The organism is Xanthomonas sp. F1 (assembly GCF_014199855.1).
Genome location: NZ_JACHOK010000002.1, coordinates 831,841 through 852,165, shown reverse-complemented (window position 1 = coordinate 852,165; position 20,325 = coordinate 831,841). Strand labels below are relative to the sequence as shown.

General features: G+C 69.9%; 19 protein-coding genes. 7 read left to right on the top strand and 12 right to left on the bottom strand.

Annotated features, from left to right (window positions below; translation table 11 throughout):
- Positions 1 to 669 (bottom strand): MotA/TolQ/ExbB proton channel family protein, encoded by a 669-nt coding sequence (locus GGR71_RS08235; protein ID WP_160959013.1) that lies wholly within the window; start codon positions 667 to 669, stop codon positions 1 to 3.
- Entirely contained in the window at positions 563 to 3,115 is a 2,553-nt protein-coding gene (locus GGR71_RS08230; protein ID WP_160959016.1) for a DNA internalization-related competence protein ComEC/Rec2, read from the bottom strand. The genes GGR71_RS08235 and GGR71_RS08230 overlap by 107 nt, the downstream gene beginning before the upstream one ends.
- Before the next feature lie 253 nt (positions 3,116 to 3,368).
- Here GGR71_RS08230 and GGR71_RS08225 point away from each other — a divergent pair, with 253 nt between their 5' ends.
- Positions 3,369 to 4,433, top strand: a complete 1,065-nt coding sequence (locus GGR71_RS08225; RefSeq protein WP_160959019.1) for an SDR family oxidoreductase — start codon at positions 3,369 to 3,371, stop codon at positions 4,431 to 4,433.
- 877 nt (positions 4,434 to 5,310) lie between these two features.
- On the opposite strand, the gene lolD is transcribed toward GGR71_RS08225, so the two are convergent.
- The 9 genes from lolD to GGR71_RS08180 form a co-directional block, all read right to left on the bottom strand.
- A complete protein-coding gene (gene lolD / locus GGR71_RS08220) occupies positions 5,311 to 6,066 on the bottom strand; it encodes a lipoprotein-releasing ABC transporter ATP-binding protein LolD (RefSeq protein WP_255490352.1) in 756 nt (251 codons plus the stop codon).
- Complete coding sequence (locus tag GGR71_RS08215; RefSeq protein ID WP_048488914.1) at positions 6,059 to 7,303, bottom strand: lipoprotein-releasing ABC transporter permease subunit; 1,245 nt, start codon at positions 7,301 to 7,303, stop codon at positions 6,059 to 6,061. The genes lolD and GGR71_RS08215 overlap by 8 nt, the downstream gene beginning before the upstream one ends.
- A gap of 23 nt (positions 7,304 to 7,326) precedes the next feature.
- Positions 7,327 to 7,779, bottom strand: a complete 453-nt coding sequence (locus tag GGR71_RS08210; RefSeq protein ID WP_160959022.1) for a hypothetical protein — start codon at positions 7,777 to 7,779, stop codon at positions 7,327 to 7,329.
- Positions 7,730 to 7,978 carry an FAD assembly factor SdhE gene (locus GGR71_RS08205; RefSeq protein WP_160959025.1) on the bottom strand — a complete coding sequence of 83 codons (249 nt, stop codon included), beginning with the start codon at positions 7,976 to 7,978 and terminating at the stop codon, positions 7,730 to 7,732. Before GGR71_RS08205 ends, GGR71_RS08210 begins: the two co-directional genes overlap by 50 nt.
- 127 nt (positions 7,979 to 8,105) lie before the next feature.
- Positions 8,106 to 8,888, bottom strand: a complete 783-nt coding sequence (locus GGR71_RS08200; RefSeq protein WP_010342653.1) for a succinate dehydrogenase iron-sulfur subunit — start codon at positions 8,886 to 8,888, stop codon at positions 8,106 to 8,108.
- 105 nt (positions 8,889 to 8,993) lie between these two features.
- Positions 8,994 to 10,784 (bottom strand): succinate dehydrogenase flavoprotein subunit, encoded by a 1,791-nt coding sequence (sdhA, locus tag GGR71_RS08195; RefSeq protein WP_160959027.1) that lies wholly within the window; start codon positions 10,782 to 10,784, stop codon positions 8,994 to 8,996.
- A 33-nt stretch (positions 10,785 to 10,817) separates the two neighbouring features.
- Positions 10,818 to 11,204: a succinate dehydrogenase, hydrophobic membrane anchor protein gene (gene sdhD / locus GGR71_RS08190; protein WP_048488910.1), complete on the bottom strand. Its 387-nt coding sequence runs from the start codon at positions 11,202 to 11,204 to the stop codon at positions 10,818 to 10,820.
- Positions 11,201 to 11,593: a succinate dehydrogenase, cytochrome b556 subunit gene (sdhC, locus tag GGR71_RS08185; protein WP_048488909.1), complete on the bottom strand. Its 393-nt coding sequence runs from the start codon at positions 11,591 to 11,593 to the stop codon at positions 11,201 to 11,203. Before sdhC ends, sdhD begins: the two co-directional genes overlap by 4 nt.
- A 60-nt stretch (positions 11,594 to 11,653) precedes the next feature.
- Positions 11,654 to 11,824 carry a DUF1674 domain-containing protein gene (locus tag GGR71_RS08180; protein WP_152240018.1) on the bottom strand — a complete coding sequence of 57 codons (171 nt, stop codon included), beginning with the start codon at positions 11,822 to 11,824 and terminating at the stop codon, positions 11,654 to 11,656.
- 39 nt (positions 11,825 to 11,863) lie between these two features.
- Here GGR71_RS08180 and ygfZ point away from each other — a divergent pair, with 39 nt between their 5' ends.
- A complete protein-coding gene (gene ygfZ, locus GGR71_RS08175) occupies positions 11,864 to 12,736 on the top strand; it encodes a CAF17-like 4Fe-4S cluster assembly/insertion protein YgfZ (protein WP_160959030.1) in 873 nt (290 codons plus the stop codon).
- Between the two features lie 28 nt (positions 12,737 to 12,764).
- Here the strand turns inward: ygfZ and GGR71_RS08170 are convergent, their stop codons facing one another.
- Positions 12,765 to 13,889, bottom strand: a complete 1,125-nt coding sequence (locus GGR71_RS08170) for an ABC transporter ATP-binding protein (RefSeq protein WP_160959032.1) — start codon at positions 13,887 to 13,889, stop codon at positions 12,765 to 12,767.
- A gap of 446 nt (positions 13,890 to 14,335) precedes the next feature.
- Between GGR71_RS08170 and zwf the strand changes: the two genes are divergently transcribed.
- The 5 genes from zwf to GGR71_RS08145 all read left to right on the top strand — a co-directional run bounded on the left by zwf (position 14,336) and on the right by GGR71_RS08145 (position 20,265).
- A complete protein-coding gene (gene zwf / locus GGR71_RS08165) occupies positions 14,336 to 15,772 on the top strand; it encodes a glucose-6-phosphate dehydrogenase (RefSeq protein WP_160959035.1) in 1,437 nt (478 codons plus the stop codon).
- Positions 15,769 to 16,776, top strand: coding sequence for a glucokinase (gene glk / locus GGR71_RS08160; RefSeq protein ID WP_160959037.1), 1,008 nt, complete (start codon positions 15,769 to 15,771; stop codon positions 16,774 to 16,776). Before zwf ends, glk begins: the two co-directional genes overlap by 4 nt.
- Complete coding sequence (pgl, locus tag GGR71_RS08155; RefSeq protein WP_160959040.1) at positions 16,773 to 17,492, top strand: 6-phosphogluconolactonase; 720 nt, start codon at positions 16,773 to 16,775, stop codon at positions 17,490 to 17,492. Before glk ends, pgl begins: the two co-directional genes overlap by 4 nt.
- 121 nt (positions 17,493 to 17,613) lie before the next feature.
- Positions 17,614 to 19,530 carry a phosphogluconate dehydratase gene (edd, locus tag GGR71_RS08150; protein ID WP_184451797.1) on the top strand — a complete coding sequence of 639 codons (1,917 nt, stop codon included), beginning with the start codon at positions 17,614 to 17,616 and terminating at the stop codon, positions 19,528 to 19,530.
- A gap of 81 nt (positions 19,531 to 19,611) precedes the next feature.
- Positions 19,612 to 20,265, top strand: a complete 654-nt coding sequence (locus GGR71_RS08145; protein ID WP_160959046.1) for a bifunctional 4-hydroxy-2-oxoglutarate aldolase/2-dehydro-3-deoxy-phosphogluconate aldolase — start codon at positions 19,612 to 19,614, stop codon at positions 20,263 to 20,265.
- Positions 20,266 to 20,325 lie beyond the last annotated feature (60 nt).

The following is a 20,325-nucleotide window of genomic DNA, read 5'->3' as shown; positions in this document are numbered from 1 at the left end:
TCAGCCCTTGGCCGCCGCGGCGTTCGGCGCGGCGCCGCGCGCCGGCACGGCCGGTGCCGCGGCTCGGCCGTGGCCGTCCAGCGCATCGGTCAGCGCGGTGGCTTCCTGCTCCATCTCGATCACGTAGCCGGCGATGCGGCTCTTGAAATGGCGATGGAAGATCAGCGCCGGCACCGCGATGATCATGCCGGTGGCGGTGCACACCAGCGCCTTGCCGATGCCGCCGGCAAGCTGGTTCACGTCGCCCAGTCCATGGTCGAGGATGCCGAGGAACATCTGGATCATGCCGACCACGGTGCCGAGCAGGCCCAGCAGCGGCCCGGCCGAAGCGACCGTGCCCAACGCGTTCAGATAACGCTCCATACGGTGCACGACGTGCCGCCCCGTATCCTCGATGCGCTCGCGCACGATCTCGCGCGGGCGGTTGCGCACGTCCAGGCCGGCGGCGAGCAGCGCGCCCAGTGGCGAATTGCGCCGCAGCGATTCGATGTGGGTGGGATCGAGCTTGCCGCGCGTTGCCCAGTTGCGCACTTCCTGGCCCAGTCCCGGCGGCAATACCTCGCTACGGCGCAGGCTCCAGAACCGCTCCAGGACGATCGCCAGCGCGACCACGCCCAACAGCAGCAAGGGCACCATCGGCCAGCCACCGGCCTTGACCAGTTCCCACACGTCGCAACCCTCCGGCACGCTCGGCCGTTCGTTCACTGGCCGATAGGATAGCAGCCGCCCGCGCCCGCTCCGCCGCATCCCACAGCCGCGCCCGCCAGGGCCGCCGCTCGCGCAGTTGCAGGCCGGCGCGTCCCAGCCACACGCGCAGCGCACCGCCCTGCGGCGTGCCGGCGACCTCGGCGCCGGCCGCTTGCCAGCGCGCCACCACGTTCGGATGCGGATGGCCGAAGCGGTTGCCGTAGCCCGCCGAGACCAGCACCAGCCGCGCGCCGGTGGCGGCGACGAAGCCTGGATGCGAGGAGTGCCCGCTGCCATGGTGCGGCGCCACCACCACGTCGGCCCGCAGCGCCTGCGGCGCCTCGCGCAGCAGCTTGCGCTCGACCACATCGCCGATATCGCCGGCCAGCAGCAGCACCCCATGGGCGGTTTCCACGCGCAACACGCAGCTGGACTCGTTGCGCAGATAGGGAAAGTGCGGTGCCGGATGCAGGAACCGGAAACGCACGCCATCCCATTCCCAGGCATCGCCGGCCACGCAGGGCCGGTCCAGCGGCACCGGCGCACCTGCCGGGGCCTGGACCAGGCCGATCGGCAGTGCCGCGCGCACCGCGGCTAGGCCACCGGCGTGATCGTTGTCGCCATGACTGATCACCGCGCGATCCAGCCGGGCCACGCCGAGCGCGTGCAGCGCCGGCACCACCACCCGCTCGCCGGCGTCGTAGCCATCCTCCACCGCCGGCCCGGTGTCGTACAGCAACTGGTGGTGCGCGGTGCGCACCAGCAACGACAGCCCCTGCCCCACGTCGAACATCACCAGATCGGCCTCGCCCGTTCGCGGCCGCTCCAGCGGCGGATGCAACAACGGCAACCACAGCAGCGCCGCCAGCGGCTTGCCCGGCACCCCGCGCGGCAAGAGCAGCCAGAACGCGCCCAGCAGGGCCAGCGGCAGCGCCCAGTCGCGCGCCTCCGGCAGCCAGCGCAGTGCGAAGCGGCTCTCGCCCAGGGCCACGAACAGCGGCCATGTCAGGTCGAAGCAGGCCGCGGCCAGGCGCCACAGCCAGGCCCCAACGCCGGCATGCAGTGCCTCCAGCGCGGTCCCGAGCAGGGCCAGCGGCACCACCACCAGGCTCCACCACGGAATCGCCAGTAAATTCGCCAGTGGCCCGACCTGCGAGGCCTGCCCGAACAGCATCGTGCTCACCGGCAGCAGGCCGACCGTGGCCACGCCCTGCGCAGTCAGGAAACTGCGCAGCGTCTCGCGCCAGCCGCGCCCGGCATCGGGCATGCACCAGGCCAGCCAGGCGACACCGAGGAAGCTCAGCCAGAAGCCGGCCGAGAGCACCGCCAGCGGGTCGCAGAGCAGCATGGCGATCGCCGCCAGCGCCAATGCGTCGACCACCCGCACCGGTCGCCGCCACAACCGTGCCGCCACCACCACCGCGATCATCAGGGCGGTGCGCACGGTCGGCAGGGCCATGCCCGACACCAGGGTATAGCCGCCGGCACCGAGCAGCGCCAACGCGGCCGCGGCCTGGCGGCGCGGCCAATGGCGGCCCAGTTGCGGCCACAGCCGCCACAGGCCGCCACCAAGCAACGCGAAGGCACCGGCGACCAGGCCGACATGGAAGCCGGAAATGGCGATGAGATGGGTCAGCCCGGCAGCGCGCAGGATGCGCCAGTCGCGATCGTCCAGCCGCCGCGTGTCGCCCAGCGCCAGCGCCTGCACGTAGCGCGCCGAGGCCTGCGGTATCGCCGCAGCGATGCGTGCGGACATGCCTGCGCGCCAGGCGTCGATGCCCTGTCCCGGCGCCAGTTGCGCTGCCGCATGCGGCGCCACCACGTAGCCGCTGGCGCTGATCCGCTGCGCCAGCGCATAGGCCTCGGCGTCGAAGCCGCCGGGATTGCTCAAGCCGCGTGGTGCGCGCACGCGCACCTGCAACTGCCAGCGCGCGCCGGCGCGCAGCGCGCTGCGCGGCCCGGCCTGATGCGTGCCGAAGTCGTCGTACCACGCCAGTTGCAGCAGGCGACCGCGCAACGGCGCCGGCTGCGCCGCATCGGCGTCCACGCGAAACAGGAAGCGGGTACGGCGGGTTTCGGCCTGCGGCAGTTCCACCACCTGGCCGCGAACGGCGACCACGCGCTTTTCCCAGTCGGCCGGCAACTGCCGCGCCAGCACCATGCCGGCCACCAGTGCCAGCCAGCCGGCGCCGATCGCGAACGCCCCCAGCCAGCGCCAGCGCGGCGCCGCCACATACAGGGACGCCCCGGCGAGCAGGACCACCAAGGCCAGCGACCAGGGCGGCAGGCGCGGCAGCCACAGCGCGGCCAGCACGCCGGCGGCGAGGCTGGCGGCGACCGCGGGACCGAACGGCGTCACTGCCGGCCACCGCTTAGCGTCGGCGGCGGCGATGCCTCGACGCGGGACGTCCTCGGCAGACGGTTGCATGTGCTTGCCCTCCTTGGCATCGATGGGTCCGAAGCAGCGCCACGTCGCCGCGCTACGCATCGCGCAACACCATCGCGATCGCAAAGTCAGCGTCGCATCGCCTCTCGGCGCAGGCCATCGGTCTACGCCGGGACACCACGTCAGAATTTGCCTAACGCCCGAGCGCGCGCCGCGTCACAGTACGGCACAGTTCGCCGCGGCTTCATCGCCAGGCGCCTATGGTGCAGTGCCCAACGTCGTAAGGAGTGCGCGCATGCGCAAGGGCATCGCACTGATCGTCGGAGTCACTGGCATCTCCGGCTACAACCTCGCCAACGTGCTGGTCGCCGAGGGCTGGACGGTCTATGGGCTGGCGCGTCGCCCGGTGCCGCAGGACGGCGTGATCCCGGTGGCGGCCGATCTGCTCGACCGCGACGCCACCGTGGCCGCGCTGCGCGGGCTGCCGATCACCCACGTGTTCTTCTGCACCTGGACGCGACGCAACACCGAGAAGGAGAACGTTGCCGCCAACGGCGCGATGCTGCGGCACCTGTGCGAAGGCCTCGACGGCGCGGCGCTGCAGCACATGGCGCTGGTCACCGGTACCAAGCATTACCTGGGCTCGTTCGAACACTACGGCAGCGGCAAGGCGGAGACGCCGTTCCGCGAGAGCGAACCACGGCAACCGGGCGAGAATTTCTACTACACGCTGGAAGACCTGCTGTTCGACGCCGCCGCGCGCCACGGCTTCGGCTGGAGCGTGCATCGCTCGCACACCATGATCGGCCAGGCCAACGGCAGCAATGCGATGAACATGGGCGTGACCCTGGCGGTGTATGCGACGCTGTGCAAGCACAGCGGGCAGCCATTCGTGTTCCCGGGCTCGCGTGCGCAGTGGGACAGCCTCACCGACCTCACCGATGCCGGCCTGCTCGGCCGCCAGTTGGCCTGGGCCGCGACCAGTCCGGCCGCACGCAACCAGGCCTTCAACACAGTCAACGGCGACGTGTTCCGCTGGCGCTGGATGTGGGGCGAGATCGCCGCGTTCTTCGGCCTGGAACCTGCTCCCTATCCGGATGCGCCGATGCCGCTGCAGCCGCGCCTGCAGGACACCGCGCCGGCCCTGTGGCGCGAGATCGCCGAGCAGCATGGACTGGTCCAGGCGGATGTGAACCAGCTCGCGTCGTGGTGGCATACCGATGCCGATCTGGGCCGCGAGATCGAATGCGTCAACGACATGACCAAGAGCCGCGATCTGGGTTTCCTCGGCTACTACGACAGCCGCGCCTCGTTCCTGGAGCTGTTCACGCGGTTGCGCGCGCAACGGGTGATTCCCTGAGGAACCTTACCTGCCAGGGCCATCGCTGCAGCACGAAAGCGGCAATGCGGGAGGGTTGCCGCTGAGGGGCGTTGCGATGCGTTTGCAGGGTGGCGCCTTTGTTCGTCATGCTGCAGAAGGTTTTTCTGGTGCTGCGGGAGCAGCTTCGCTGCCGACAGCAACCCGAGGCGGCCATGTGTTCGGCTGCGTTGGTCGCGGCTGAAGCCGCTCCTACAGTGCAATCTCTCGCGGGAGCGGCTCAGCCGCGGCTTGCTTTCTCGGTGACGCCCCGTCGCGGCTGAAGCCGCTCCTGCGACAGATGGGGATGCACCGCTGGATGACGCGATCGTCATGCCTTTCCAAATGCAGCAACGCCGCGCCGCGCCACACCCTGTGGGAGGGGCTTGAGCCCCGACGCGTTGTTGTCTGAAGCGTCGGGACTGAAGTCCCTCCCACAACGATCCTGGTTGGCAGGATGGCAGTGCCAGCACGGTTCGCATCACTCGCGGACTGCGAATGCCGCGTTGTCGGCGAACCAGCGGGGCAGGAACGACGCAAGCCCCACTGTAGGAGCGGCTTCAGCCGCGACAGGCTCTACCGGGAATGCCCGTCGCGGCTGAGGCCGCTCCTACGAGGGTAACGGCATGTACGGCTGCGCCGCGGCAACGCGAATTAGCGTAGGTCCCTTCCGTCGCGAGGTCGACTGCATCGGTAGGCAGCACGGCCCTGTCGTCGCGATTGCAGGCGCTGCCCCAGGAAGCGTCGCTGCCGCGCCTGGACGCCGTCACACCTGGACTCCGCGCAACAGGCTTCAGCCACTCACGGCCGTTAGGCCGCGGCATGCCCGGCATCATGCGGTGCGGTGGCGCCGCGCTACGGCGGCGCCCACCGCCCGCGTTCAAACGTCCGCAGGCGCCAGTTCGCGCAGCTTGCCCTGGTGCAGTTCCAGCACGCGGTCGAGCTTGCGCGCCAGGCTGCGGTCGTGGGTGACCAGGACCAGGCTGGTGCGCTGCGCGCGGTTGAGCTCGAGCATCAGCGCGAACACATTGGCCGCGGTCTTGTCGTCGAGATTGCCGGTCGGCTCGTCGCCGAGCACACAAGCGGGACGATTGACCAGCGCACGCGCCACCGCGGCGCGCTGGCGCTCGCCGCCGGACAGTTCGCCCGGCTTGTGCTCCAGGCGATGGGCCAGGCCCACCGATTCCAGCAGCGCACGTGCGCGCGCATCGGCGTCCTGCATCGGCGCGCCGCCGAGCAGCACCGGCATCATCACGTTCTCCAGCGCGGTGAACTCGGGCAGCAGGTGATGGAACTGGTAGACGAACCCCAGCGAGCGGTTGCGCAACTGCCCGCGCGCCGCATCGGTCAACGCCGACATGCGCTGCCCGGCCACGTAGACCTCGCCGAAGGTCGGCACGTCGAGGCCGCCGAGCAGGTGCAGCAAGGTGCTCTTGCCGGCACCGGAGGCGCCGACGATGGCCACGGTCTCGCCCGCCGCCACGCTCAGCTCCAGGCCGTCGAACACCGGCGTGCGCATCTTGCCCTCGGCGTAGGTCTTGGCCAGGCCTTCGGCGCGGATCGCCGCCTGCTGCGTCGCTGCGTTCTGCACGTTCGATTCCCGCTTGCCGATTCCCAACTCCCTGCCCTCATTCATAGCGCAGCGCCTCCGCCGGCTGCGTGCGCGCCGCGCGCCAGGCCGGGTACAGCGTGGCCAGGAAGCTCATCAGCAAGGCCACGATGGTGATCACCATGACGTCGTGCGGCTGCATGTCGGTGGGCAGGCCGGTGATGTAGTAGACGTCCTCCGGCAGCAGCTTGATGTTGAACACCGCCTCGATGCCGGCCAGGATCCGCTCCAGGTTAAGCGTCAGCACGATGCCGCCGATCACGCCGGCGACGGTACCGATCACGCCGATCAGCGTGCCCTGCACCATGAACACCTGCATCACCCCGCCCGGGCTCAGCCCCAGCGTGCGCAGGATGGCGATGTCGGCCTGCTTGTCGGTCACCAGCATCACCTGCGAGGACACCAGGTTGAACGCGCCCATCGCGATGATCAGCGACAGCAGGATGCCCATCACCGTCTTTTCCATCTTCAGCGACTGATACAGGTTGGCGTTCTCGCGGGTCCAGTCGCTGACCATGTACGGGCCATGCAGGTTCAGCGCCAGGTCGCGCGCCACGTTCCAGGCTTGGTCCATGTCGTGCAGCCTCAGGCGCACGCCGGTGACGCCGTCGCCCATGCGCAGCACCCGCTGCAGGTCGGGCATGCTGGTCACCGCCAGGCCGCGGTCGATCTCGTTGTAGCCGGCCTCGAAGATGCCGCTGACGGTGAAGCGCTTGTAGCGCGGCACCATGCCCATCGGGCTGGCCTGCGGCTCGCCGAGCATCACCACGACCTTGTCGCCGACGCCCACGCCCAGCCACAGCGCCAGCTCCTGGCCGAGCAGGATGTTGTAGGAGCCCGGGGTCAGGCTGTCGACCGAGCCCTGCTTCATCTTCTGCGCCAGCACCGAGACCTTGGCTTCTTCCTTGGGCAGGATGCCGCGGACGATCGCCGGCTGGTTGCGCTGGCCGGTGAGCAGCGCCTCTTCCTCGACATAGGGCGCGGCGCCGGCAACGCGCTTGTCGCGCATGGCCACGTCCACCGCGTGCTGCCAGTCCTCCATCGGCGCGCCCTGCGCGCTGACCGTGGCGTGCGCGGCCATCTGCAGCAGGCGGTCGCGGATCTCCTTCTGGAAGCCGCTCATCACCGCCAGGGTGGTGATCAGCACGGTCACGCCCAGGGCGATGCCGAGGATCGAGGCCATGGAGATGAAGGAGATGAAATTGTTGCGGCGCTTGGCGCGCAGATAGCGCAGGCCGATGGCCACGGGTAAGGGTTTGAACATGCGCAGCCACCATCCAGGGAGCGCTATGGTGCCATTTGCGGCGGCGCAGACGAAGCGGCATGGGCCGAAGCGGCCAGACGCAGTTCACGTCGTGCCGCGGGCGGCAGCGTGTCCGGCCACCACGCCAGGCGCTGCGTGCGCCCCTGCGCGTCGCGCCAGCGCACGAACGCCAGCGGTCCGCGCCAGGCGACCTGCAGCTCGCTCGCCGCCGCGCCGTCGACGCTGGGCGCACCGGCGCCGGCGGGAAGCACCAGCGTGCGCGGCGCGCGCCTGGCCTCGCGGCGCAGCAGCCACGCCGCGTACAGCAGCGCCAGCAAGGCCGCTGGCCAGGCCAGGTGTGGCGGCAGGTCGGAACCGAGCAGCGACAGCGGCGCCAGCGCGCCGAGCAGGATCAGCGCGGCCAGCAGCCAGCGCGAGGGGCGCCAGTCAAGCCGGCATGGCGCGGATGGAGGCGATGAGATCGGCGGCGCGTGCATCGGGACAAGCCTCGTAGCCCATGAACCAGCGCCACAACTTATCGTCCTCGCAATCGAGCAGGTATAGGAAAACCCCGCGCTCGTCCTCGGAAGCCGCTCCCCAACGCCGGTCCAGGTAGCGGCCGAACAGTTGGTCCAGTTCGCGCATGCCGCGCCGGCAGCGCCAGCGCAGCTTCTTCAGTTCGGTGGTGTCGTCCATCGCATGCACCCTTTCCTGGGGGCGGCGCCGCACGGCAGCCGCCGAAAACGAACGCGGCACCGAACCCGAAAGCCGGTGCCGCGCGATCGGCAGGCAGGCCCGCCGCTTGGAACGTACGCCGCTGCGATCAGGCGCGGCGCGCCATCATCAGCTTCTTGATCTCGGCGATCGCCAGCGCCGGGTTCAGCCCCTTCGGGCAGGTCCGCGCGCAGTTCATGATGGTGTGGCAGCGGTACAGCTTGAACGGATCTTCCAGATCGTCCAGGCGCGCACCGGTGTCCTCGTCGCGCGAGTCGATGATCCAGCGGTAGGCCTGCAGCAGGATCGCCGGGCCCAGGTAACGCTCGCCGTTCCACCAGTAGCTCGGGCAACTGGTCGAGCAGCACGCGCACAGGATGCACTCGTACAGACCGTCGAGCTTCTTGCGGTCTTCCGGCGACTGCAGCCGCTCGCGGTCCGGCGGCGGCGGAGTCTGGGTGCGGATCCACGGCTTGATCGAGGCGTACTGCGCGTAGAAGTGGGTCAGGTCCGGCACCAGATCCTTGACCACGCTCATGTGCGGCAGCGGGTAGATCGGCACTTCCTTCTTGCCGCAATCGGCGATCGCCTTGGTGCAGGCCAGCGTGTTGGTGCCGTCGATGTTCATCGCGCACGACCCGCAGATGCCCTCGCGGCACGAACGGCGGAAGGTCAGGGTCGGGTCGATCTCGTTCTTGATCTTGATCAGCGCGTCCAGAACCATCGGACCGCACGCGTCCAGATCCACCTCGTAGGTGTCGGTCCGCGGGTTGCTGTCGTCGTCCGGATTCCACCGGTAGACCTTGAAGGTCCGCACGTTCTTCGCGCCCTTGGCGGGAAAGTGCTTGCCCTTGCCGATCTTGGAATTCTTGGGGAGGGTGAACTCTGCCATGGCTTTTAAATCCGGGATTGGGGATTAGGGATTGGAGATTTGGGCGAGAGCAGGAAACGAAGCGTTGTCGAATCCCGAATCACCACTCCCCAATCCCGGCTTTGGTCAGTAAACGCGCGGCTTCGGCGGCACCACGTCCACGTCCTTGCTGAGCGTGTACATGTGCACCGGGCGGTAGTCGAAGCTGCACTGGCCCTTGTCGTCGACGGTGACCAGCGTGTGCTTCTGCCAGTTGACGTCGTCGCGGTCGGGGAAATCCTCGTGGGCGTGCGCGCCGCGGCTTTCCTTGCGCTGCTCGGCCGAGTTGATCGTCGCCACCGCATTGAGCAACAGGTTGTTCAACTCGTAGGTCTCGATCAGGTCGGAATTCCACACCAGCGAGCGGTCGGACACCTTCACGTCCTCGAAGCTGGCGAAGATGTCGGCCATCTTGTCCACGCCTTCCTTCAGCGTCTTGCTGGTGCGGAACACCGCCGCGTCGGACTGCATGGTGCGCTGCATCTTGTCGCGGATCACCGAGGTCGGGGTGCCGCCGTTGGCGTTGCGCAGCTTGTCCAGCAGGCCCAGCGCCTTGTCGCAGGCGTCGCCCGGCAGGCCCTTGTGCGGGGCGCCGGTCTTGATCGTCTCGGCGCAGCGGTTGGCCACTGCGCGGCCGAACACCACCAGGTCGAGCAGCGAGTTGGAGCCCAGGCGGTTGGCGCCGTGCACCGACACGCAGGCGGCCTCGCCGATGGCGTACAGGCCCGGCACCACCGCATCGGGGTTGTCGCCGTCCTTGCGCACCACTTCGCCGTGGTAGTTGGTGGGGATGCCGCCCATGTTGTAGTGCACGGTCGGGATCACCGGGATCGGCTGCTTGTGCACGTCGACGCCGGCGAAGATGCGCGCGCTCTCGGCGATGCCGGGCAGCTTGTCGTCGATCACGCCCGGGCCGAGGTGGGTCAGGTCGAGCAGGATGTGGTCCTTGTGCTCGCCGACGCCGCGGCCTTCGCGGATCTCGATGGTCATCGAACGCGACACCACGTCGCGCGAGGCCAGGTCCTTGTAGTGCGGTGCGTAGCGCTCCATGAAGCGCTCGCCGCTGCTGTTGCGCAGGATGCCGCCTTCGCCGCGCACGCCCTCGGTGATCAGGCAGCCGGCGCCGTAGATGCCGGTCGGGTGGAACTGCACGAACTCCATGTCCTGCATCGGCAGGCCGGCGCGCATCACCAGGCCGCCGCCGTCGCCGGTGCAGGTGTGCGCCGAGGTGGCGCTGAAGTAGGCGCGGCCGTAGCCGCCGGTGGCCAGCACCACGCCGTGGGCGCGGAACAGGTGCAGCGAGCCTTCGGCCATGTCCAGGGCGAGCACGCCGCGGCAGGCGCCTTCCTCGTCGAAGATCAGGTCGAGCGCGAAGTACTCGATCATGAAGCGCGCGTTGTGCGCCAGCGACTGCTGGTACAGCGTGTGCAGCATGGCGTGGCCGGTGCGGTCGGCGGCGGCGCAGGTGCGCTGCGCGGACGGGCCTTCGCCGTACTTGGTGGTCATGCCGCCGAACGGACGCTGGTAGATCTTGCCGTCCTCGGTGCGGCTGAACGGTACGCCGTAGTGCTCCAGCTCGATGATCGCGGGGATCGCCTCGCGGCACATGTACTCGATGGCGTCCTGGTCGCCCAGCCAGTCCGAACCCTTGATGGTGTCGTAGAAGTGGTAGCGCCAGTCGTCCTCGCCCATGTTGCCGAGCGCGGCGGAGATGCCGCCCTGCGCGGCCACGGTGTGCGAACGAGTCGGGAAGACCTTGGTCAGGCAGACCGTCTGCAGGCCCTTCTGGGCCAGGCCGAAGGTCGCGCGCAGGCCGGCGCCGCCGGCGCCGATCACGACCATGTCGTACTTGTGTTCGGTGATCTTGTAAGCGGACATCGAAATGTGGTTCCTAGAGGGGGCGCCGTTGGATCAGGCGATGCCCAGCGCGATGCGCGCCACGGCGAAGATGCTGACGATGGCGCCGAGCACGGCGACGAAGCGCACGATGGTCTGCGCGGCCAGGGCCAGCAGCGAGGTGTGCACGTAGTCTTCCAGCACCACCTGCATGCCGAGCTGGGCGTGCCAGAACGCGGCGATCAGGAAGCCGACCAGCAGGATCGCGTTCCACGGCTTGGCCACGGCCTCGGTGGCAGCGACGTAGTCCGAACCGAGCAGGCTCAGCACGAAGATCAGGAACCAGATCGACAGCGGCACCAATGCGGTGGCGGTCAGCCGCTGCACCACGAAATGCTCGGTGCCGGTCTTGGCCGCGCCCAGGCCGCGGACGTTCTTCAACGGGGTGCGATAGCGGCTCATGCATTGGCTCCCAGCAGGACGTAGGCCCACACGGCGGCGGTCAGCACGAAGCTGAGCACGACCGACAGCCAGCCAATGGTGACGAAGGCGCGGACCGCGTAGCCCTGGCCGAAATCCTGCAGGATGTGGCGCAGGCCGCCGAACAGGTGGAAGGCGAAGCACCAGGTCCAGCCGAACAGGAACACCTGGCCGTACCAGGCCCCGGCGATGTCGCGGAAGCAGTTCCAGGAGGCGGGGCCGAGCATCAGTGCCAACAGGCCGGCGGCGATGATCAGGGCACCGATCGACAGCACGATGCCGGTGGCTCGATTCAGGATCGAGGTCACCATCTGGATCTGCCAGCGATAGACCTGCAGATGCGGGGAAAGAGGACGTTCGCGCGTAGCCATTCGCTGGGCTCGTTGTCTCGGCTGGGCGGCGTGCTTAAGGCCGCGTTGGCTCAAAGCTGCTCAAAAATCGATGCAGCGTCCGTTTTTCTCCCAGTCGCCGTAGCGCGTCGGCTCGAGGCCGCCGCGTCCGCCGATCTCCCGCGGCGCAGGCTCGGCCTGCGGAGGGGTGTCCTCGGCGGGCCGCTGCGTTTCGGGATCGGACTCGGGTGTGGGGGTTGGTTGGCCTATCATGCGGGTCTCACAACTCGTCAATTTTAGTCCTCCCCTCTCGTGCCTGACAACCTGAATCTGGAATCCGGCGGTTTTTCCGCCTTGCCACACCTGCAATACGTCGCCTTGCGCGGCCCGGATGCGGTGGCCTTCGCGCATGCGCAGTTCGCCAACGACGTGCAGGCGCTGGCCGTGGGCCAGTGGCAGTGGAACGCCTGGCTCACCGCCAAGGGCCGGGTGATCGCGGTGTTCGCGCTGCTGCGCCAGGCCGACGACGCCTTGCTGGCGCTGCTGCCCGACGGCGGCGCCGAGGACCTGGCGACGGCGCTGGGCCGCTTCGTGTTCCGGCGCAAGCTGCGCATCACCATCGAGGACACGCTGCTTGCCTTGGGTCGCATGAGCCTACCGGAGCAGGCACGGGGCGCGACGTCGGCGCACGATGAGGCCGGCGTGATCGAACTGGACATGGGCGGCGACGGCCTGCCGCGCACGCTGCGCCTGGTGCCGGCACCGCAGGCGGATGCGCCGGCGACCGACCCGGCGCTGGCGCAGGCCTGGCGCGCGACCGACCTGCGCCTGGGCCTGGCCCGGCTTGCGCCGAGCCAGCGCGAACAGTGGACGCCGCAGCAACTGGGCCTGGACCGGCTGCACGCCTTCAGCGTCAAGAAGGGCTGCTACCCCGGCCAGGAAATCGTCGCCCGCACGCACTTTCTGGGCAAGGCCAAGCGCGCCGTGCAGTTGCTGGAACTGGATACGACCGTCGCGATCGACGCACCGGTGCAGCGCGACGGCCAGCCGTTCGGCAGCGTGGTCAGCGTCGCTGGCACCCTGGCATTGGCGGTGCTGCCGCTGGACGAGACGCCACCGGCCGGGCTCAACGTCGACGGCCACCCCGCACGCTGGCAGCCATTGGTCGACGGCCTGGCACGCTGAGCGCGCCAACCGCCGCACTCGCCGTCGCTTACGGCTGTTGCGGGCCCCGGGACCCGGGCCCCGGGTCCCGGCTTTCCAGTCTCTCCCCGCTCTCGGCATCGAAGAAGTGCAGCGCGTCGCCGCGCACCGCCACCCGCAGGCGTTCGCCCAGGCCCGGCAGCGCGCGCGGCGCCACCCGCATCACCAGCGGCTGCGCGCCGTGGCTGAGATTGACGAAGATCTCGTTGCCGACCGGCTCGATCACCTCGATGGTGGCCTCGAAGCCGCCCTGCGCATCGTCGCTGGGCTGCAGGTGCTCCGGCCGCACGCCGATCGCCAGTTCCCGGCCCAGCCACTGCGGCGCGATCTGCGCCCCCGGCAGCGGCACCCGCCCGCCGTCCTGCAACTGCAGCTGCAGGCCGCCCTCTTCCACCAGCCGTCCGCGCAGCACGTTCATCGCCGGGCTGCCGAGGAAGCCGGCCACGAACAGGTTGGCCGGGCGGTCGTACAGCGCCATCGGCGTGTCGATCTGCTGGATCAGCCCATCCTTGAGCACGACGATGCGCTGGCCCAGGGTCATCGCCTCGACCTGGTCGTGGGTGACGTAGATCATGGTGGTGCCGAGCTTGCGGTGCAGTTGCGCGATCTCGGTGCGCACCGAATGGCGCAGCTTGGCGTCCAGGTTGGACAACGGCTCGTCGAGCAGGAACACCGCCGGCTCGCGCACCAGCGCGCGCCCCAGCGCCACGCGCTGGCGCTGGCCGCCGGACATGGCGCGCGGCAGCTTGTCCAGCATCGGGGTCAGGCCCAGGGTGTCGGCGGCGGCGGCCACGCGCTGGCGGATGACCTCCTTGCTCTCGCCGCGCAGCTTGAGCCCGAACGCCAGGTTCTCGGCGACGGTCATGTGCGGGTACAGCGCATAGCTCTGGAACACCATGGCGATGTCGCGATCCTTCGGCGCCACCTCGTTGACCACGCGCTCGCCGATGCGCAGCTCGCCGCCGCTGATCTCTTCCAGGCCGGCGATCATCCGCAGCAGCGTGGACTTGCCGCAGCCCGACGGCCCGACCAGCACCATCAGTTCGCCGTCGGCCACTTCGAAGCTGGCCCCGTGCACGGCGACCTGGCCGTTGTCGTAGACCTTGCGGATGTTGTCCAGTTGTACTTTCGCCATGGTGCGGTATCCGGTTTCCGGCAGGAGGAACGGGCTGCCGCCGGTCCCTCCCGAAGGCAGTGCATACGAATGCGGGTCGCATCGTGCCCGCGCGCAGGCAACAATGCATCGCGATGCGGTATTCTGCCATGTAACCGTTTTCACGGGGCAACATCGAGCCTGGGAGGGCACGCAATGCGATCCGCCAGCCGCCGATCCGGCGCGCCGTCGTCACCCTGCCGGATGAAGTCCGGCCTGCAGCATGAGGCATGGGAGAGGTATGCTCAGAGGTCTGGCAGTCGTATTCATCTCCTGGATCGTGCGTCTCCGCTTGGCGGCCCTCCCGCGTCACGCCTTCGCCCGAACCGGCCGGATACAGGCCGTTCCCGCCGTTCGCTTTCCCACGCCACGTCACTCCTAGCCCCCAGGTGATCGACACCATGTCACCCGAAACCGAAACCCGGTCGATGCACGATACCTTCCTGTTGTTCGGCGCCACCGGCGATCTGGCCCAGCGCTATCTGTTCCCCTCGGTGCTGCGCATGCTCGACGACGGCTTCCTGCCGGAAGACTTCCGCATCCGCGCGCTGGCACTGTCGCCGCACGACACCGCCAAGTTCCACGAGATCCTCAAGCCGCGCCTGCAGGCGGCGATGCCACAGATCGGCGAATCGATCGTGCAGGCGCTGCTGGCGCGCATCGACTACCGCTCGGTGGACCTGCGCGATGCCGAATCGGTGGCCGCCGCGGTGCGCGACCTGACCGCGCGCCGCTGCGTGAGCTACCTGGCGATCCCGCCGGGGCTGTACATCAGCACCTGCCAGGGCCTGGCCCTGGGCGGCGCATTGGCTGCGCCGCACCGGCTGATGCTGGAGAAGCCGATCGGCCACGACTCGGACAGCGCCCGCGAAATCGTGCAGGCGATCGGCGCGCTGATCGACGAGGACCGCGTGTTCCGCCTGGACCACTACCTGGGCAAGGCCGCGGTACAGAACCTGATCGCGCTGCGCTTCGGCAACACCCTGCTGGAAGCGGTGTGGAACCGCAACTACATCGAGTCGGTGGACATCCTGGTCGCCGAGAGCGAGGGCGTGGACGGCCGCGATGCCTACTACGCGCGCTCCGGCGCGCTGCGCGACATGGTGCAGAGCCATATCCTGCAGTTGCTGTGCCTGGTGGCGATGGAGCCGCCGGCGTCGCTGGAAGCCGACCGCATCCGCGACGAGAAGGTCAAGGTGCTGCGCGCGCTGCGGCCGCTGAGCGCAGAGCATGCCGCCCGCGACAGCGTGCGCGGGCGCTACACCGCCGGCACCATCAACGGCCAGCCGGCGCAGGCCTACCAGCCGCCGGAAGGCAGCGACGTGGAGACCTTCGCCGCGGTCACCGCCTACATCGACAACTGGCGCTGGGCCGGCGTGCCGTTCCGGCTGTGCACCGGCAAGCGCCTGGCCGAGCGCTCCACCCGCGTGGTGGTCACGCTCAAGCCGGTCACCCACTGGCTGTTCGAGCGCCCGGCGGCGCAGCAGGTGGCGCCGAACCGGCTGACCTTCCAGCTGCAGCCGCAGGAGAACATCGAACTGGGGCTGATGAGCAGCCTGGCCGGCCCGGAATGGGGTGCGCTGGAACTGCAGCCGCTGGAACTGGAACTGTCGGTGCCCACCGGCCTGCACCGGCGCATCGCCTACGAGCGGCTGATGCTCGACGCGCTCAACGGCAACCACGCGCTGTTCGTGCGCGACGACGAGGTGCGCGCCGCCTGGGCCTGGATCGACAGCGTCAGCGCCGCCTGGGCGCAGGCGCAACTGCCGCTGCAGCCCTACCCCGCCGGCAGCTGGGGGCCGGAGGAAGCGCAGGCTTACGTCTCCTGCGACCAGACCGGCGCCGCGCCGAAGGTCACGCCGTGAGCGCGCCGCAGCGCCCGGTACTGGTCGCCGACATCGGCGGCACCAATGCCCGTTTCGCCCTCGCCGATCTCGACGCCTCGGTGCCGCTGCTCGACGACAGCACCCAGACCTACTCGGTGGTGGAGTTCCCGTCGCTGGGCGACGCCGCCCGCCACTACCTGGAACAGACCGGGGTAGACGCGCGCAGCGGCACCTTCGCGGTCGCCGGCCGCGTCGACGGCGACGAGGCGCGCATCACCAACCATCCGTGGGTGATCTCGCGGGCGCGCACCCGCGCCATGCTCGGCTTCGACGAACTGCACCTGATCAACGACTTCGCTGCGCAGGCGATGGCGATCAGCCTGCTGCGGCCGCAGGACGTGGTCCAGGTCGGCGGCGCCAGTTGGACGCCGTCGCCGATCGAGGTGCCGCGCAACTACGGCGTGATCGGCCCCGGCACCGGCCTGGGCGTGGGCGGCCTGCTGATGCGCGGCGGGCGCTGCTTTCCGCTGGAGACCGAGGGCGGCCACGTCAGCTTCCCGCCGGGCACGCCGGAGGAGATCCGCATCCTGGAACTGCTGTCGCAGCAGTTCGGCCGCGTCTCCAACGAACGCCTGATCTGTGGCCCCGGCCTGGTCAACATCCACCGCGCGCTCAGCGAGATGGCCGGCGACGACCCGGGTCCGCTGCAGCCGGAGGACATCACCGCGCGCGCCGCGCAGGGCGACTATCGGGCGATGCGCACCGTGGACGTGTTCTGCGCCGTGTTCGGCGCCATCGCCGGCGACCTGGTGCTGATGCAGGGCGCCTGGGATGGCGTGTTCCTGACCGGCGGGCTGGTGCCGAAGATGCTCGACGCGATCCAGCATTCCGGGTTCCGCCAGCGCTTCGAGCACAAGGGCCGGTTTTCGTCGATCATGGCGCGGGTGCCGTCGCTGGCGGTGATCCATCCCCGTCCCGGCCTGCTCGGCGCCGCCGCCTACGCGGTGGACGCCGCGCGGCAATCCCCAGGAGCCATTGCATGAGCCCCACGCTGTCCGACCGTATCACGCTGATCCGCTACGACGATCCGGACGAATGGATCGACGCGGCGGCAGCCGAGATCGGCACCGCGCTGCGCGAGGAGATCCGGCGCCGCGGCGGCGCGCGCCTGCTGCTGTCCGGCGGCACCACCCCGGCGCCGGTGTACCAGGCGCTGGCCGAGCTGCCGCTGGACTGGTCCAAGCTGGAGGTCGGCCTGGTCGACGAGCGCTGGCTGTCGCCGCAGGACAGCGACAGCAACGCCTACCTGATCCGGCACAGCCTGCTCGACCGGACCGAGGATGCGCGCTTCGAGCCGCTGGTGCGCGTCGGCAAGCCGCTGCAGGACTGCGTGCACGCGGCCAACCTGCACGCGCAGCACGCCCCGGCCGCGTGCATGGCGGTGCTGGGCATGGGCGGCGACGGCCACACCGCCTCGCTGTTCCCCGGCGCCACCGATTTGAACAAGGCGCTGACCAACCCGCTGCCCTATGCCGCGCTCGACGCCACCGGCTGCCCCGGCGCCAACACCTGGCCGCTGCGCATCACCCTGACCCCGGCCGGCCTGGCGCCGATCGGCCAGCGCATGCTGCTGTTGCGCGGCAAGCAGAAGCTGGAGGTGCTGGAGCGCGCGCTGGCCGGCACCGACCAGCACGAGTACCCGATCCGCGTCGCCTTCGATACGCCTGGTGCGCGCCTGCGCGTGCATTGGTGCGAGTGAGGCCGGGACCCGGGACCCCGGGCCCGGGACCCGGAACAGCCGCACCGCCGCCTTTGCTTTTCCGGGTCCCCGGTCCCGGGCCCCGGGTCCCGCCCCCCACACTTCATAGCCATTTCCGCCAATGAGCCTGCATCCGACCCTCCACGCGATCACCGAACGCATCCGCCAGCGCAGTGCGCCGTCGCGGCGCGCCTATTTGGCCGGCATCGACGCCGCATTACGCGACGGCCCGTTCCGCAGCCGCCTGAGCTGCGGCAACCTCGCCCACGGCTTCGCCGCCTGCGGCCCCACCGACAAGAGCCGGCTGGAAGGCGGGATCACTCCCAACCTGGGCATCATCACCGCCTACAACGACATGCTCTCGGCGCACCAGCCGTTCGAGCACTACCCGGAGATCATCCGCAGCACCGCGCGCGCGCTCGGCGCCACCGCACAGGTGGCCGGCGGCGTGCCGGCGATGTGCGACGGCGTGACCCAGGGCCGGCCGGGCATGGAGTTGTCGCTGTTCTCGCGCGACGTGATCGCCCAGGCCACCGCCATCGGCCTGAGCCACGACATGTTCGACACCAGCCTGTACCTGGGCGTGTGCGACAAGATCGTGCCCGGCCTGCTGATCGGCGCGCTGGCCTTCGGCCATTTGCCGGCGGTGTTCGTGCCGGCCGGGCCGATGACCCCGGGCATCCCCAACAAGCAGAAGGCCGAGGTGCGCGAGCGCTACGCCGCCGGCCAGGCCACCCGCGAGGAACTGCTGGCCGCCGAATCGGCGTCCTATCACGCGCCCGGCACCTGCACCTTCTACGGCACCGCCAATTCCAACCAGGTGCTGCTGGAAGCGATGGGCGTGCAGTTGCCTGGCGCCTCCTTCGTCAATCCCGGCACCGCGCTGCGCGAGGCGCTGACCCAGCAGGCGACCGAGCGCGCGCTGCGCATCACCGCGCTGGGCAGCGACTTCCGCCCGCTCGGCCGCTTGATCGACGAGCGCGCCATCGTCAACGCCGTGGTCGCGCTGATGGCCACCGGCGGCTCCACCAACCACACCATCCACTGGCTGGCGGTGGCGCGCGCGGCCGGCATCGTGCTGACCTGGGACGACCTGGACGCGCTGTCGCAGTTGGTGCCGCTGCTGGCGCGGGTGTACCCGAACGGCGAGGCAGACGTGAACCACTTCGCTGCCGCCGGCGGCATCGGCTTCGTGTTCCGCGAACTGATGGACGCCGGGCTGATGCACGACGACCTGGCCACCATCGTGCCCGGCGGCATGCGCGCCTACGGCGACGAGCCGTGCGTGCAGGACGGCAAGCTGGCCTACGTGCCGAGTCCGGCCAAGAGCGCCGACGAGGCGGTGGTGCGCCCTGCATCCAACCCGTTCGAGGCGCAGGGCGGCCTGCGCCTGCTGCGCGGCAACCTCGGCCGCTCGCTGATCAAGCTGTCGGCGGTGAAGCCGCAGTTCCGCACCATCGAAGCGCCGGCCGTGGTGATCGACGCGCCGCAGGCGCTGAACAAGCTGCACGCCGCCGGCGCGCTGCCGCACGACTTCGTGGTGGTGCTGCGCTACCAGGGCCCGCAGGCCAACGGCATGCCGGAACTGCATTCGCTGGCGCCGCTGCTGGGCCTGCTGCAGAACCAGGGCCGGCGCGTGGCGCTGGTCACCGACGGGCGCCTGTCCGGCGCCTCCGGCAAGTTCCCCGCGGCCATCCACGTGACCCCGGAAGCGGCGCGCGGCGGCCCCCTGGCACGGGTGCGCGAAGGCGACATGGTGCGCCTGGACGGCGAGGCCGGCACCCTGGAAGTGCTGGTGGATGCCGCCGAATGGGCAGCGCGGCCGCTGGCGCCGAACACCGCGCCGGCCGCGCACGACATGGGCCGCAACCTGTTCGGACTCAACCGCCGCATGGTCGGCCCCGCTGACCAGGGCGCGCTGTCGATCTCCTGCGGCCCGCCGGCCGCCGATGGCGACCTGTGGAACTACGACGCCGAGTACGACCTGGGCCGCGATGCCGAGGCCGCCACCGCGCCGCACGAATCCAAGGACGCCTGACCGGCCGCGCTACCGCCACGCGCCTACCCTGCCCTGGCCGTGCGCGGCCCGGGCCTCGCCCCCTTCGCAACCGAGACGCTCATGACCATCGCCGAACACCAGACCAAGGCCGAACAACTGCTGCGCGCGGCCGGCATCCTGCCCGTCGTCACCGTCCACAGCCTGGAAGAGGCGCGCCGCGTGTCGGCGGCGCTGCTCGAAGGCGGCCTGCCGGCGATCGAACTGACCCTGCGCACGCCGGTGGCGATGGAAGCGCTGGCGATGCTCAAGCGCGAGTTGCCGGACATCGTGATCGGCGCCGGCACCGTGCTCAACGCCACCCAGTTGCAGCAGTCGATCGACGCCGGCGCCGACTTCATCGTCACCCCCGGCACCACCCCGACCTTGGCCGACGCACTGGCGCACGCGCCGCTGCCGGTGGTACCGGGCGCGGCCACCCCGAGCGAACTGTTGGCGCTGATGGAACGCGGCTTCCGCGTCTGCAAGCTGTTCCCCGCCTCCGCTGTCGGCGGCCTGGCGATGCTCAAGGGCCTGGGCGGCCCCCTGGCCGAGCTCAAGCTGTGCCCCACCGGCGGCATCGGCGAAAGCACCGCCGCCGAGTACCTGGCGCAACCGAATGTGGTCTGCATCGGCGGCTCGTGGATGGTGCCCAAGGACTGGCTGGCCAACGGCGAATGGGACAAGGTGCGGGAGAGTTCGGCGAAGGCGGCGGCGATAGTGGCCGGGATCCGGTAAAGCCGAAAAGCCTAGTAGCCGGGACCCGGGACCCGGGACCCGGGACTCGCAACAGCAAAA

What these genes read in the sequence shown, in the direction of transcription:
- lolD (WP_255490352.1), bottom strand. Translation starts at nt 6,066, where the DNA reads ATGAATGAGGGCAGGGAGTTGGGAATCGGCAAGCGGGAATCGAACGTG.
- GGR71_RS08145 (WP_160959046.1), top strand. Translation starts at nt 19,612, where the DNA reads ATGACCATCGCCGAACACCAGACCAAGGCCGAACAACTGCTGCGCGCG.
- sdhD (WP_048488910.1), bottom strand. Translation starts at nt 11,204, where the DNA reads ATGAGCCGCTATCGCACCCCGTTGAAGAACGTCCGCGGCCTGGGCGCG.
- GGR71_RS08225 (WP_160959019.1), top strand. Translation starts at nt 3,369, where the DNA reads ATGCGCAAGGGCATCGCACTGATCGTCGGAGTCACTGGCATCTCCGGC.
- GGR71_RS08200 (WP_010342653.1), bottom strand. Translation starts at nt 8,888, where the DNA reads ATGGCAGAGTTCACCCTCCCCAAGAATTCCAAGATCGGCAAGGGCAAG.
- GGR71_RS08215 (WP_048488914.1), bottom strand. Translation starts at nt 7,303, where the DNA reads ATGTTCAAACCCTTACCCGTGGCCATCGGCCTGCGCTATCTGCGCGCC.
- sdhA (WP_160959027.1), bottom strand. Translation starts at nt 10,784, where the DNA reads ATGTCCGCTTACAAGATCACCGAACACAAGTACGACATGGTCGTGATC.
- GGR71_RS08170 (WP_160959032.1), bottom strand. Translation starts at nt 13,889, where the DNA reads ATGGCGAAAGTACAACTGGACAACATCCGCAAGGTCTACGACAACGGC.
- edd (WP_184451797.1), top strand. Translation starts at nt 17,614, where the DNA reads ATGAGCCTGCATCCGACCCTCCACGCGATCACCGAACGCATCCGCCAG.
- zwf (WP_160959035.1), top strand. Translation starts at nt 14,336, where the DNA reads ATGCACGATACCTTCCTGTTGTTCGGCGCCACCGGCGATCTGGCCCAG.
- GGR71_RS08230 (WP_160959016.1), bottom strand. Translation starts at nt 3,115, where the DNA reads ATGCAACCGTCTGCCGAGGACGTCCCGCGTCGAGGCATCGCCGCCGCC.
- pgl (WP_160959040.1), top strand. Translation starts at nt 16,773, where the DNA reads ATGAGCCCCACGCTGTCCGACCGTATCACGCTGATCCGCTACGACGAT.
- GGR71_RS08210 (WP_160959022.1), bottom strand. Translation starts at nt 7,779, where the DNA reads ATGCACGCGCCGCCGATCTCATCGCCTCCATCCGCGCCATGCCGGCTT.
- sdhC (WP_048488909.1), bottom strand. Translation starts at nt 11,593, where the DNA reads ATGGCTACGCGCGAACGTCCTCTTTCCCCGCATCTGCAGGTCTATCGC.
- GGR71_RS08180 (WP_152240018.1), bottom strand. Translation starts at nt 11,824, where the DNA reads ATGATAGGCCAACCAACCCCCACACCCGAGTCCGATCCCGAAACGCAG.
- GGR71_RS08205 (WP_160959025.1), bottom strand. Translation starts at nt 7,978, where the DNA reads ATGGACGACACCACCGAACTGAAGAAGCTGCGCTGGCGCTGCCGGCGC.